Raw genomic sequence first — 13,543 nt, 5'->3', positions numbered from 1 at the left:
AATGAAGAAGCTGTTTACTACTTTAAGTAATATTTGGAAAATTCAAGAATTAAAAGAGCGTATAGTATTTACGCTCATGATTCTTTTGGTATATAGATTTGTATCACATGTGGTTTTGCCAGGTGTTGATGCGACTCTTTTAGGCGATAATGAGAAGTCTGGCCTTTTAGGTCTTTTGGATATGTTCGCTGGAGGGTCATTCTCCAGAGTATCTATTCTTGCTTTAGGAGTTATGCCTTATATTTCTGCATCAATTGTAGTTCAGCTATTAGGTATCGCTGTACCTTCGTTTCAGAAAATGCAAAAGGAAGGTGAGAGTGGAAGAAACAAACTGAATCAAATTACACGCTATCTAACTGTTGCTATTACAGCTGTTCAAGCAGTTGGTTATGTAAAAACTCAGGTTCCTCCGGAAGCGATTATCATTAATCATACATTGTTCTTTGTGCTAGCTACTTTTGTACTGGCGGCAGGTACATTGTTTGTAATGTGGCTAGGAGAGAAGATTACTGATAAAGGTATTGGTAATGGTATCTCTTTAATTATCATGGTTGGTATTATTGCCCGTTTACCTATTGCTTTGCAGCAAGAAATTGCTTCAAGATTTGGTGGAGAGGGTGGGCCAGTTGCTTTGGTTATTGAAATCGTTGCGCTTTTTGCAGTAGTAATGTTCACTATTATGATAGTACAAGGGGTACGTAAAGTGCCTGTTCAGTACGCTAAAAGGATTGTTGGTAATAGACAATTTGGAGGCGTAAGACAGTACATTCCATTAAAGGTGAATGCTGCAGGTGTAATGCCAATCATTTTTGCTCAAGCATTGATGTTTATTCCAGCAACTTTAACACAGTTTTTCCCATCGTTGCAAAACACATGGTTAATTCAGTTTAGTGATTATACATCATTAGCGTATAGTTTAACATTTGCTTTTTTAATTATCGCATTTACATTTTTCTATACAGCTATAACAGTTAACCCTACTCAGATGTCGGATGATATGAAAAAGAATGGTGGATTCATTCCAGGTATTAAGCCAGGATTATCTACTTCTTCTTTTATAGATGATGTGATTTCAAAGATTACCTTTCCAGGTGCTGTCTTTTTAGCTATCATCGCTATTCTTCCTTCAATTGCTGTTAAGGTTGGAATTAAGTCAGAGTTCGCTCATTTCTATGGCGGTACTTCTTTGTTAATTCTTGTTGGTGTTGTTTTAGATACATTGCAGCAGATCGAAAGTTATTTGTTAATGCGTCATTATGACGGCTTAATGAAGACAGGTAGAGTTACTGGCAGAACAGGAATTCCTGCTGCTAGTGGAAGCAATGCAGTGATATAGTAAAGACAGATGTCAAAGATCTATTATAAATCCCTTGAGGAGATAGAATTAATAAGAGAAAGCTCTTTATTAGTGTCAAAGACACTAGCAGAAGTAGCAAAAGTTATTCAGCCAGGTGTTACAACCAAAAAGTTAGATCAGCTGGCTGAGACTTTTATTAAAGATCATGGTGCGATACCAGCTTTTTTAAATTATAACGGCTTTCCTTATTCGCTTTGTATATCACCTAATGAGCAAGTAGTCCACGGGTTTCCAAGTGACTATGTTATTCAGGAGGGTGACCTTATCTCAGTGGATTGTGGAGTTATTAAAAACAACTACTTCGGTGATTCCGCTTATACATTCTCAATAGGAGAAGTAGATGCAGAAAAGAAGAAATTGGTAGAAGTAACTCAAGAGTGTTTGCGATTAGCTGTAGAAAAGGCTGTTGTAGGATCTAGGATTGGAGATATTGGTTTCGCTGTTCAAGATCTGGCAGAGAGAAATGGATTTGGTGTAGTAAGAGAGCTGGTAGGACACGGAGTAGGGGTTAAATTGCATGAAAAGCCAGAGGTTCCTAACTACGGTAAGCGTGGTAGTGGGATTAAACTGGAAGAGGGGATGGTTATAGCAATAGAACCAATGATTAATGCCGGCACAGCCGGAGTGAAGTTTTGGTCTGATGGCTGGACAGTAACCAGTAATGACAACAGACCCTCTGCACATTTTGAACATACAGTGGCTGTAAAAAAGGGAAAAGCAGATGTTTTATCTACCTTTTCTTTAATTGAAGAAGTTTTAATAGAAAAAAAGTAAATAATTAAAATTTTTTATTTAATTTTGCAACCCTGTTTAATAGCAGCTAATTAAGTAAAAATCAATATTATATGGCTAAACAAGCCTCAATTGAACAAGACGGTGTAATAAAAGAAGCATTATCAAATGCCATGTTCAGAGTTGAACTAGAGAATGGACACGAGATAATAGCGCATATTTCTGGGAAAATGAGGATGCACTACATCAAAATTTTACCCGGAGATAAAGTAAAATTAGAGATGTCGCCTTACGATTTATCAAAAGGCAGGATTACTTATAGATATAAATAAAATGAAAGTTAGGTCATCAATTAAAAAACGTAGTGCTGATTGCAAGGTTATTCGTCGTAAAGGTAAACTTTACGTTATAAACAAGAAAAACCCTAAGTTTAAGCAACGTCAAGGTTAAGAAATTATTGAAGTATGATTGGATTGAATGTACAGGTTACTCAATCTGTCGTTTAATCAAATAATCAAACATTTAGTACAAATATGGCAAGGATATCAGGTATTGATTTACCAAGAAACAAAAGAGGCGAAATTGGATTAACTTATATCTTCGGAATAGGTAGATCAACTGCACAACGTATATTAACTGAAGCAGGTATCGATTTAAGCAAAAAAGTACAGGACTGGTCTGATGATGAGTTATCAGCAATCCGTACCATCATTAACGATGGCGTAAAAGTTGAAGGTGCTTTACGTTCAGAAGTTCAATTGAACATTAAACGTCTAATGGACATTGGTTGTTACCGCGGTTTACGTCACAGGAAAGGTTTACCTGTGCGTGGTCAGCGTACTAAAAACAACTCTCGTACACGTAAAGGCAAGAGAAAAACAGTTGCTAACAAGAAAAAAGCTACTAAATAAAAATTAGTACTGAATAATAATTATGGCTAAGAGTAAAAAAGTTACCAAAAAGCGTATTGTTGTTATTGAGCCTGTTGGTCAGGCGCACATCAATGCTACTTTTAACAATATCATTGTTACCCTAACAAATAACAACGGTCAAACTATTTCATGGTCTTCTGCAGGTAAAATGGGATTCAAGGGTTCTAAAAAGAACACTCCTTATGCAGCAGGTCAAGCAGCATCTGACTGCGGTAAGGTAGCATTTGATTTAGGTCTACGTAAAGTAGAAGTTTTTGTTAAAGGTCCAGGTTCAGGTCGTGAGTCTGCAATTAGAACATTGCAGGTTTCAGGTATTGAAGTAACCTCAATCAAAGATATTACACCGCTTCCACACAATGGATGTCGTCCTCCTAAAAAGAGAAGAGTTTAAATTTATTAATTTTTAAAGCTAAGAGTCTGCAGCTTAAGGTTGCATGATACTTTAAAACAAGAAACAATGGCAAGATATACAGGACCAAAGTCCAAAATCGCGCGTAAGTTCAGAGAGCCAATTTTCGGCCCTGACAAGGTATTAGATAGAAAAAACTATCCTCCTGGACAACATGGAGCCTCAAAAAGAAGAGGAAAACAATCTGAGTACGCAGTTCAATTAATGGAAAAGCAAAAAGTTAAATATACTTACGGTGTATTGGAGCGTCAGTTCCGTAACTTGTTTACCAAAGCGTCTTCACGTGAAGGAATTACAGGTGATAACTTATTGCAATTATTAGAAGCTCGTTTAGATAATACAGTTTATAGATTAGGTATTGCTACTACACGTTCAGCTGCTCGTCAGTTAGTTAGCCATAAACACGTAACAGTTAACGGTGAAGTAGTAAATATTCCATCATATCAATTAAAAGCTGGAGATGTTGTTGCAGTTCGCGAGAAATCAAAAACATTAGAAGCAATCACTAATTCTGTAGCAGGAAGAGTAATCAATAAATTCAATTGGTTAGATTGGAATGCGAGTGAGTTAACTGGTAAATTTTTAACTTATCCTAATCGTGATGAGATACCAGAAAACATCAAAGAAAACCTTATAGTAGAGTTATACTCTAAGTAATATATTTAATTAATTGCCTACGGGCAATTAATTTTTTACGTTACATAATTTTAATAACGATCTAAAAACATTATAAATGGCAATTTTAGCATTTCAGAAACCCGATAAGGTAATCATGCAGAAATCTACTGATTTCGATGGTATATTTGAATTTCGTCCTTTAGAGCCCGGTTTCGGTGTAACAATTGGTAATGCCTTAAGAAGAATATTACTTTCTTCTTTAGAAGGTTATGCCATTACAAGTATTCGTTTTTCTGGCGTATCTCATGAGTTTTCTACAATGAAAGGTGTTGTAGAGGATTTAACTGAAATCATACTTAACTTAAAACAAGTACGTTTTAAAAAAGTAGGAGATTCAGGTGATTCTGAGAAGGTTTTTATTGTAGTAAATGGCCAAGAGCAATTTGCCGCAGGAGACATTACTAAATTCTCTAATAACTTTGAGGTTCTTAATCCAGATTTCGTTATCTGTAACATGGAGAAATCTGTTACTTTAGAGGTGGAATTGACCATTAATAAAGGACGTGGTTATGTACCTGCAGAAGAGAATAAAATTAATGATGCTGTAGTTGGAGTTATTGCAATCGATTCGATTTTCACTCCAATGAAAAATGTGAAATATACGATAGAAAACTATCGTGTTGAACAAAAAACAGATTACGAAAAACTAATATTAGATATATCTACTGATGGATCTATCCATCCTGAAGAGGCATTAAAAGAAGCTGCTAAGATTTTAATCCAGCACTTTATGTTGTTCTCAGATGAGAATTTAGTATTAGAATCTCAAGCTAAAGAAGAAACTAAAGAAGTTGACGAGGAAATCTTACATATGCGTAAGATCTTAAAAACTGAATTAGTAGATTTAGACTTATCAGTTCGTGCATTAAATTGCTTGAAAGCAGCTGATATCCGTACTTTAGCTGATTTGGTTTCTTATGATGTTGCTGATATGTTAAAATTCAGAAACTTCGGTAAAAAATCTTTAACAGAGATACAAGAGCTTGTTAAATCTAAGAGTTTATCTTTTGGAATGAATTTGTCTAAGTTCAAATTAGACGAAGAATAATAAGCTACAAGCATAAATTATATATTGTTAATAGTGTGTAATTCCCTCAGATTAATTTCATAGAGACGGTATACACTGAATAAATTTAAAAATGAGACACGGTAGAAAAGTAAATCACCTAGGAAGAACAGATTCACATCGTAAAGCGATGTTGGCTAACATGGCTTCATCGTTAATTAAACATAAGAGAATTTCAACAACTTTAGCAAAAGCAAAAGCTTTGCGTATGTATGTTGAGCCGCTTATCACTAAATCAAAAACTGATACTACGCATTCTCGTCGTATTGTTTTTGGTTATTTACAAGATAAAGAAACTGTTACTGAATTATTCCGTGATATCGCAGCGAAAGTTGCTAATCGTCCAGGTGGTTACACTAGAATCATTAAGTTAAACAATCGTTTAGGTGATAATGCTGAAATGGCATTAATCGAATTAGTTGACTATAACGAAGTTTACGGTAAAGAAGCAGATTCAGCTGAGAAGAAAACTACTCGTCGTGGTAGAAGCAAAGCAAAAAAATCTGATGCTCCAGCTGCTAAAGAAGAAGCAGTGAAGGTTGAAGAGGCTGTAGAAGAAGCTCCAGCTGCTGAAGAAGCAAAAGAAGATAAAGGAGAATAGTTTTTCCCAATCAAAATATTAGAGTCGGTTCAATTTGAACCGACTTTTTTTTTGCCCATTAAAGAAAGTTAACTCAACAGGCATTGTTTTCAAATGCTATCTTTGCACAGTAATCTTATTTCATGTCGAATCAACTTAACATCCAGCTATTTCTTGAGCAATTGTCAGAGAGTATCTCTTCAAATCTATTTCTTAAAGCGTCTTTAGGTAATTATCAGGGCAATGAAAAGGAGCTTAAAAATATATATGTAAGAAGAGTGAAAATTAAGAGGGTTGATATGCTTTCTTTTAATTATCGTTATAAAACCCGAGATATATTCAAGAATTTAAGCATAGCTGATGGGACAGATTTAATCAAAAATTTGATCAGTAATGATTTTAAAATTTGTACCCTATTTACCACAAAGAAGGAAGTGATTATAGAGCATGGAAAGAAAGGGCTTATTTCTTTAAGAGAAAGAGAGACAGTTTCGACTAGTAAGCCGAGTTTGGCTCATGATAAAGAGAAGAAAAGAATAATAAAGCCAGAGGGTAAGGCCTATTTGCAAGAGTTGAAGGTTACAGATCAGGAAGGGAATGTATTTAAGAATTCTCAGGATAAATACAGACAAATTAATCAATATGTTGAAATCTTGAGCTCCTTAATTAAAGAACTGCCAAATGCTAAACTTCGAAAAGTAGTAGATATGGGCTCTGGGAAAGGTTACCTTACTTTTGCTCTTTATGATTATTTACATAATGTTCTGGGTGTGAAAGCAGATATGGTAGGGGTAGAGTTTAGGGAGGATATGGTTCAATTGTGCAATGGTATTGCCGAAAAGTCTGCCTTTAATCAATTGCGATTTAAACAGGGCAGTATAGATAGCTACAATACGGATTCAATTGACTTGTTAATTGCGCTACATGCTTGCGATACTGCTACTGACGATGCCATTTACAAAGGTATAAAGGCAAATGCTGAATTAATTGTTGTGGCACCTTGTTGTCATAAGCAAATCAGAAAAGAAATTGAAAAAGGGAAAGTTAGGAATGATGTTTCTTTTTTAACTAAGCATGGTATTTTTTTGGAGCGACAAGCCGAAATGATAACTGATGGAATGAGGGCTTTGTTATTAGAATATTTTGGTTATAAGACAAAGATATTTGAATTTATATCAGATGTTCATACTCCTAAGAATGTGTTAGTAGTCGGAATAAAAGGAGAAGTCAGTCAACAAAGGAAAGCTGAAATCCTTTCTCAATTAAATGATACTAAGACCTATTTTGGAATAGGTTATCATCATCTCGAAAGACTTTTGAAGGACGAAATGTAATAGGTTTTCTGTCATACTGTCACATTTTTGTGGTACAATTCGGACAATTTTATATTGAAAATCTTATAGAAAAACTATTTTTTCTGCCAAATCTCTATTGGCACATTGCTTGTTGAACAGATGTAAATAAACAAGATTTCATAAATAATAACATAGATAAAATAACATGTCAAAAATTATTGGTATAGACTTAGGAACAACAAACTCTTGCGTAGCCGTAATGGAAGGTAACGAACCTGTAGTTATAGCCAACAGCGAGGGTAAACGTACTACACCTTCCATTGTTGCGTTTGCAGAAAATGGAGAGCGTAAAGTAGGTGAGCCGGCAAAGCGTCAGGCGATCACTAACCCAACAAAAACGATTTCTTCAATTAAGCGCTTTATGGGAAGCAGCTTTGCTGAAGTTTCTAAAGAATCATCAAGAGTACCTTATAAGGTAGTTAAAGGTGACAACAATACACCAAGGGTTGAGATTGACGACCGTAAATATACACCACAAGAAATTTCTGCGATGGTTTTGCAGAAAATGAAAAAAACTGCAGAAGATTTCTTAGGTCATGAAGTAACTGAAGCAGTTATTACTGTTCCTGCTTATTTTAATGACGCTCAACGTCAAGCAACGAAAGAAGCTGGCGAAATTGCAGGTTTAACTGTTAAACGTATCATTAACGAACCAACTGCAGCTGCTTTAGCTTATGGATTAGATAAAGCACACAAGGATATGAAAATTGTTGTGTTTGACTGCGGTGGTGGTACTCATGACGTTTCAGTGTTGGAACTAGGTGATGGTGTATTTGAAGTTAAATCAACTGACGGTGATACTCACTTAGGTGGTGATGACTTTGATCATATCATTATTGAGTGGTTAGCTGATGAATTTAAGAATGAAAACGGTATGGACCTTAACAAAGATCCAATGGCGTTACAACGTCTTAAAGAAGCTGCTGAGAAAGCTAAAATTGAGCTTTCAAGCACAACTTCAACTGAGATTAACTTACCTTACATCACTGCTGATGCAACAGGACCTAAACACTTAGTAAGAACATTAAGCCGTGCTAAATTTGAGCAATTGGCTGCTGATTTAATTAAACGCACAATTGATCCTTGTAAATCAGCTTTGAAAAATGCAGGTTTGAAAACAAGCGATATTGATGAGATCATATTAGTAGGTGGTTCTACGCGTATTCCTGCTATTCAGGAAGCGGTTAAAGCTTTCTTTGGTAAAGAACCTTCTAAAGGTGTAAACCCTGATGAGGTAGTAGCTATTGGTGCTGCAATCCAAGGTGGTGTATTAACTGGAGAAGTTAAAGATGTATTGTTATTAGATGTAACACCTCTTTCTCTAGGTATCGAAACTATGGGTGGTGTAATGACTAAATTAATTGAAGCTAACACAACCATACCTTCTAAAAAAGCAGAGACTTTCTCTACAGCAGCTGATAATCAACCTTCGGTAGAGATTCACATCTTGCAAGGAGAGCGTCCTATGGCGGCTCAAAACCGTACAATTGGTCGTTTCATATTAGATGGTATTCCACCAGCACCTCGTGGGGTTCCTCAAGTTGAAGTAGCATTTGATATTGATGCCAACGGTATCTTACACGTAAGTGCTAAAGATAAAGCAACTGGTAAAGAGCAAAAAATCCGTATTGAAGCTTCATCAGGTTTAACTGACGAAGAGATCAAAAGGATGAAAGAAGAAGCTGAGCAAAATGCTGAAGCTGATAAAGCTGCTAAAGAAGAAGCTGAAAAAATCAACGGTGCTGATGCTTTAATTTTCTCTACTGAGAAACAATTAAAAGAATTCGGAGATAAACTATCTGCTGATAAAAAAGCGCCTATTGAAGAAGGTTTGAAAAAACTTAAAGATGCACATGCTGCAAGAAACTTTGCTGATATTGATACAGCACAAGCAGAATTGCAAAATGCATGGAATGCAGCTTCAGAAGAGATGTATAAGGATGGTGCACAACCAGAAGGCGGTGCTCAGGCTCAAGATACAGCTCAGCCAGCTGATGGTAGCGACAACGTTACTGATGTTGACTTTGAAGAAGTTAAAGACGATAAAAAATAGTCTTTAAGGCATAAAAAAAGCTCCCTGGTAATTTGCCAGGGAGCTTTTTTTATGCCTTAATTTATCTGTCTAGTTCCAAAGATTTTCAGGATAAGTTCCATTTTTCACTAGTTGATCAATGCACTCTTGTACAAAAGGCTTGTCTTCTTTATATGTTACTCCAAACCACTGGCTATCTGTAGGTATAACTTTGAAAGATGCAGTGCCATTTTTTACAAGGTTTTCACCTATCAAAGGAATAAAGAATTCAGCTTTTGGTTTTTCTTTATTTTCTAAAGCAAATACTCTAAACAAGTCCTCAGTTAACTTGAACACGGCAGGAGTAAAGCCCCAGAAGTTCATAGAAACTGGTGTGTTATATTCTAATGGATATTCAACACCATTTTCTTCATAAACAATTCCGCCATCTTTTTTATAAACCTGAGTACGTTCAGTAATTTCTTCCAAATATCCAGCTTCATTAGTTTTGCAAACGCCACGAGATACAGAACCGAAATCAGATAAAGTTTTTCCAATTTGGTAACCAACAATAGAGTAGTTACTGTCGGTAGCCTCGTTAGTTAAGAAACCTACCATTTTTTTAAATGAGTCAAAACCATAATAGTCATCAGCATTTATTACGCAAAAAGGCTCATTTATCACATTTCTTCCAGATAGAATTGCATGTGCTGTTCCCCATGGTTTTTCACGATAAATTTCCTCTTCGATACCAAATTGTTTTAAATCGAAGTTTTGAAACACATAGTCGGTTTCAATTTTTCCGCTAAGCTTAGGTTCGAATATCGCCTTAAAGTTTTCTACGAACTCTTCTTTGATAATAAATACCACTTTGCCGAATCCAGCTTTAATCGCATCATATATAGAATAGTCAATGATTGTTTCTCCATTAGGGCCAAAGCCATCAATTTGTTTCATACTGCCATAGCGACTTGCCATACCAGCTGCTAGTATTAATAAGGTAGGTTTTTTCATTCAGCGAAAATAATGATTCAATTTATATTCAGTGTAAAAAGTAAGATAGTTTTTTCATTGGTTTGATAATGATTTTCAATGTATCATATGGATATTGAGGGAGTTAAAAACCAAATATTCCCTTTCCGCCGCTACTGCGAGGTTTTTTGCCTGTAAGCATACCAAATAGGCCACGGACAATTTCTTTTCCTATTTGCCTGGTTATAGTTGCACCCATGACCTGTTCAACTAAACTTTTCTCATTTTTTTTAGGAGCTTCTTCTTGTTTTGTTTCCTCTTCTTCTGCTAACTTCTCATTTACGCGCTTCGTTAACATCTCATATGCACTCTCAGGATCAATTGATTCCTGATATTTGGCTGTGAGGTCACTCGATTGTATAAGGTTATTGTAGTCAGCTGTACTTAGTGGCCCCATGATTGCCCTCGGTGGTGTAAGCATTGTTGCAGCTACTTCCGTAGGAATCCCTTTTTCATTTAAAACAGTTATCAGCGCCTGACCGGTTCCTAAGGAGGTCAGCATTTTATCAATTTCGTAAAATTCAGATCTTGGATAAGTATTTACAGTCTTTTTAAGCGCATCAACATCATTAGGAGTAAATGCCCGCAAAGCATGTTGAACACGATTCCCTAGCTGAGATAATACACTCTCAGGAACATCGCTAGGGGCTTGAGTACAGAAAAATACACCGATACCCTTTGATCTGATTAATCTGATAATGGTTTCTATTTGCTCAAGAAAAGCTTTCGAAGAGTTTTTAAACAATAAATGTGCTTCATCAAAAAAGAACACAAGTTTAGGTTTGTCAAGATCCCCAACTTCCGGCATATTATAAAAAATCTCCGCCAGTAAGCTCAGCAGATAGGTAGAATAAAGTACTGGCTGGTTTTGTACATCAGATATATTTAGCAAGCTAATCACCCCTTTGCCATCAGTTTTGGTGAAAAGATCTTCAATGTCAAATGAGGTCTCGCCGAACATAGCACTTAAGCCTTGCTGTTCAATGGTAACAATTTTTCTTAAAATTGTCCCTGAGGTAGATGTAGATATTTTACCATAAGAACTTTTAATCTCTTCGGCACCTTGTCCTTCTGCTAGGTATGAAACTAGCTTTTTAAGATCATTAAGATCAATAATCGGGAGCTTGTTATCGTCTGCATATTTAAAAATCACAGCCAGAACACCTGCTTGAGTATCATTTAAGTCGAGAATTTTGGATAGTAAAGTGGGGCCGAATTCAAGAACGGTAGCCCGCATTTGAGCACCTAATTTTCCGGATAAAGAAAAAATCTCTACAGGAAATCCGGAAGGATTAAAAGGTCTCTTTAATTGGCCGGCTCTTTCTTCTATTTTAGGGTTGATAGGTCCAGGTTGATTAAGGCCTGATAAATCACCTTTAACATCAAGCATAAACACAGGTACACCTGCGTCAGACAGTTGTTCGGCAAGTAACTGCAATGTTCTGGTTTTTCCTGTACCAGTTGCGCCTGCTACAAGGCCATGCCTATTCATCATTTTTAAAGACAAATTTACTTCCGCCTCGGCCATCACTTGTCCACCCAGAATACCTGCCCCCAGATAAATGTATGAACCAGTTGGTGTATAAGAGGCCTTAATTTTTTCTATAAATTTTGCTGATTGATCGCCCATAGGAAAGGATAGTTTTCTTTTAGTATTTTATTTCTGCATTTGACTTACCATAATCTTGCCACAATTGGTGTCATGTTTTATAAAAGTAAGAAAAGCCACCGAAATACAAACAAAAGAAAAGCGTGCCTGGAATTACCGGGCACGCTTAAAGAATAAGTTATTGAAATTTACTTGGAATAAGTAAAATCGTGATCTTTTTTAATGTTCAATAATGAATGATAAATTAAATTAATAACATTATCAACATCATCTTTATGAATCATTTCAACTGTGGTATGCATATATCTTAAAGGAAGAGAAATCAATGCAGAAGGTACTCCTCCGTTAGAATAAGCAAAAGCATCAGTATCAGTACCGGTTGAACGAGATGAAGCCTGACGTTGAAAAGGAATGTCGTTTTTCTCAGCAGTTTCAATAAGTAACTTGTTTAAGTTTGTTTGAACAGCAGGGGCATAAGAAACAACCGGACCTTTACCACATGCTAAATCCCCCTGAGTAATTTTACTGATCATTGGAGTAGTGGTGTCATGGGTAACATCAGTAATAATAGCCACATTAGGCTTAATTCTGTGAGCTATCATTTCAGCACCTCTAAGCCCAATTTCTTCTTGTACAGAGTTTACGATGTAAAGCCCAAAAGGTAATTTCTTTTTATTTTCTTGAAGTAGTCTAGCAACCTCAGCAATCATAAATCCACCGGCTCTGTTATCAAGCGCACGACCAACATAATAGCGGTCGTTTAAAATCATAAATTCATCCTCATAGGTAATTACACAACCTACATGAACTCCAAGTTTCTCCACTTCCTCTTTGGTTGTACACCCGCAGTCAAGGAAAATATTCTTTAATGCAGGAGCCTCCTCTTTTTCACCACCATTACGGGTGTGAATAGCAGGCCATCCAAAAACAGCTTTAACCATTCCTTTGTCAGTATGGATATTTACTCGCTTAGAGGGAGCTATTTGATGATCTGAACCTCCATTCCGGATCACATAAATCAGGCCATCTGGAGTTATATAGTTTACAAACCAGGAGATTTCATCAGCATGAGCTTCAATAACTACTTTGAAATCTGCTTTTGGGTTAATCACACCAACTGCAGTTCCGTAATTATCGATAAAACTTTCATCTATGTATGGTTTTAAATAATCCAGCCATAATTTTTGACCAGGGTATTCGAAACCTGTTGGAGATGGGTTATTGATATATTTTTCAAAAAATTGAAGCGATTTTTTATTTACTACACTTACGTGCTTCTTTTTGTCTTCTTTTTTCTTTGCCATTGTATTAAATTTATTCTAAACAAATATATAAACTACTGCCTAAGCACCAAGTTAATTATTGAGTTCTAACTCCATAATGACAAAGTCAATGCCATTGTTGGTAGAAACTTTATCAGTTTCAATGAAACCGAATTTGTTATAAAAGGGGATAGCCGAAACCCGTGCATTACACCATAGTTTTACCGCATCAAAAGTTTTAACGTAGTTGATGATGTGATCCAATAGCAACGAACCATAGCCTTTTCCTTGTGATTCAGCAAGAGTTGCAAATTTTCTGAATTGATAAATGTTACCTTTATTAAATAAAGAAACTACAGAAGTTAATTTATTGCCGGCAAACAATCCAAAATGGATTCCTTCATCATCATTAGCTAATTTTATGGTATCAAATGGTAAGCCTGGGTACATTACCTCATGCCTTATCCTCCATGTTAAATCCGGCCTAATTTGCTCAATTTGAATTTCTTGCATCACTACA

Annotated in this window: 15 protein-coding genes; 11 read left to right on the top strand and 4 right to left on the bottom strand. The window is 35.9% G+C overall.

Annotated features, from left to right (window positions below; all coding sequences use genetic code 11):
* Position 1: 1 nt before the first annotated feature.
* The 11 genes from secY (at position 2) to dnaK (ending at position 9,162) form a co-directional block, all read left to right on the top strand.
* Positions 2 to 1,336: a preprotein translocase subunit SecY gene (gene secY / locus J1905_RS18610; protein WP_214228748.1), complete on the top strand. Its 1,335-nt coding sequence runs from the start codon at positions 2 to 4 to the stop codon at positions 1,334 to 1,336.
* Between the two features lie 9 nt (positions 1,337 to 1,345).
* Positions 1,346 to 2,131 (top strand): type I methionyl aminopeptidase, encoded by a 786-nt coding sequence (gene map / locus J1905_RS18605; RefSeq protein WP_173091100.1) that lies wholly within the window; start codon positions 1,346 to 1,348, stop codon positions 2,129 to 2,131.
* A gap of 71 nt (positions 2,132 to 2,202) precedes the next feature.
* Positions 2,203 to 2,421, top strand: a complete 219-nt coding sequence (infA, locus tag J1905_RS18600) for a translation initiation factor IF-1 (protein ID WP_048907428.1) — start codon at positions 2,203 to 2,205, stop codon at positions 2,419 to 2,421.
* A 1-nt stretch (position 2,422) separates the two neighbouring features.
* Positions 2,423 to 2,539, top strand: coding sequence for a type B 50S ribosomal protein L36 (ykgO, locus tag J1905_RS18595; protein WP_008244551.1), 117 nt, complete (start codon positions 2,423 to 2,425; stop codon positions 2,537 to 2,539).
* Positions 2,540 to 2,622: 83 nt separating this feature from the next.
* On the top strand, positions 2,623 to 3,000 hold the full coding sequence (rpsM, locus tag J1905_RS18590) for a 30S ribosomal protein S13 (protein WP_048907427.1): 378 nt from the start codon (positions 2,623 to 2,625) through the stop codon (positions 2,998 to 3,000).
* A gap of 22 nt (positions 3,001 to 3,022) precedes the next feature.
* Positions 3,023 to 3,412, top strand: a complete 390-nt coding sequence (rpsK, locus tag J1905_RS18585) for a 30S ribosomal protein S11 (RefSeq protein ID WP_048907426.1) — start codon at positions 3,023 to 3,025, stop codon at positions 3,410 to 3,412.
* A gap of 66 nt (positions 3,413 to 3,478) precedes the next feature.
* On the top strand, positions 3,479 to 4,087 hold the full coding sequence (gene rpsD / locus J1905_RS18580; RefSeq protein ID WP_069379645.1) for a 30S ribosomal protein S4: 609 nt from the start codon (positions 3,479 to 3,481) through the stop codon (positions 4,085 to 4,087).
* A 76-nt stretch (positions 4,088 to 4,163) separates the two neighbouring features.
* Positions 4,164 to 5,156 (top strand): DNA-directed RNA polymerase subunit alpha, encoded by a 993-nt coding sequence (locus J1905_RS18575; RefSeq protein ID WP_048907425.1) that lies wholly within the window; start codon positions 4,164 to 4,166, stop codon positions 5,154 to 5,156.
* A gap of 91 nt (positions 5,157 to 5,247) precedes the next feature.
* Positions 5,248 to 5,775, top strand: coding sequence for a 50S ribosomal protein L17 (gene rplQ, locus J1905_RS18570; protein WP_214228747.1), 528 nt, complete (start codon positions 5,248 to 5,250; stop codon positions 5,773 to 5,775).
* 122 nt (positions 5,776 to 5,897) lie between these two features.
* A complete protein-coding gene (locus J1905_RS18565; RefSeq protein ID WP_214228746.1) occupies positions 5,898 to 7,088 on the top strand; it encodes a class I SAM-dependent methyltransferase in 1,191 nt (396 codons plus the stop codon).
* A gap of 166 nt (positions 7,089 to 7,254) precedes the next feature.
* Positions 7,255 to 9,162, top strand: coding sequence for a molecular chaperone DnaK (gene dnaK, locus J1905_RS18560; RefSeq protein WP_173091097.1), 1,908 nt, complete (start codon positions 7,255 to 7,257; stop codon positions 9,160 to 9,162).
* A gap of 69 nt (positions 9,163 to 9,231) precedes the next feature.
* Here the strand turns inward: dnaK and J1905_RS18555 are convergent, their stop codons facing one another.
* The 4 genes from J1905_RS18555 to J1905_RS18540 form a co-directional block, all read right to left on the bottom strand.
* Positions 9,232 to 10,134, bottom strand: a complete 903-nt coding sequence (locus J1905_RS18555; RefSeq protein ID WP_214228745.1) for a nucleotidyltransferase family protein — start codon at positions 10,132 to 10,134, stop codon at positions 9,232 to 9,234.
* Between the two features lie 103 nt (positions 10,135 to 10,237).
* Positions 10,238 to 11,782: a helicase HerA-like domain-containing protein gene (locus tag J1905_RS18550; protein ID WP_214228744.1), complete on the bottom strand. Its 1,545-nt coding sequence runs from the start codon at positions 11,780 to 11,782 to the stop codon at positions 10,238 to 10,240.
* Positions 11,783 to 11,949: 167 nt separating this feature from the next.
* Entirely contained in the window at positions 11,950 to 13,065 is a 1,116-nt protein-coding gene (locus J1905_RS18545; RefSeq protein WP_173091094.1) for a M42 family metallopeptidase, read from the bottom strand.
* 51 nt (positions 13,066 to 13,116) lie between these two features.
* Positions 13,117 to 13,536: a GNAT family N-acetyltransferase gene (locus J1905_RS18540; RefSeq protein ID WP_214228743.1), complete on the bottom strand. Its 420-nt coding sequence runs from the start codon at positions 13,534 to 13,536 to the stop codon at positions 13,117 to 13,119.
* Positions 13,537 to 13,543 lie beyond the last annotated feature (7 nt).

Source organism: Pedobacter sp. B4-66 (assembly GCF_018492665.1).
Classification (GTDB): domain Bacteria; phylum Bacteroidota; class Bacteroidia; order Sphingobacteriales; family Sphingobacteriaceae; genus Pedobacter.
The sequence above is the reverse complement of the archived record's forward strand: the minus strand, read 5'-3'. Positions and strand labels throughout refer to the sequence as shown.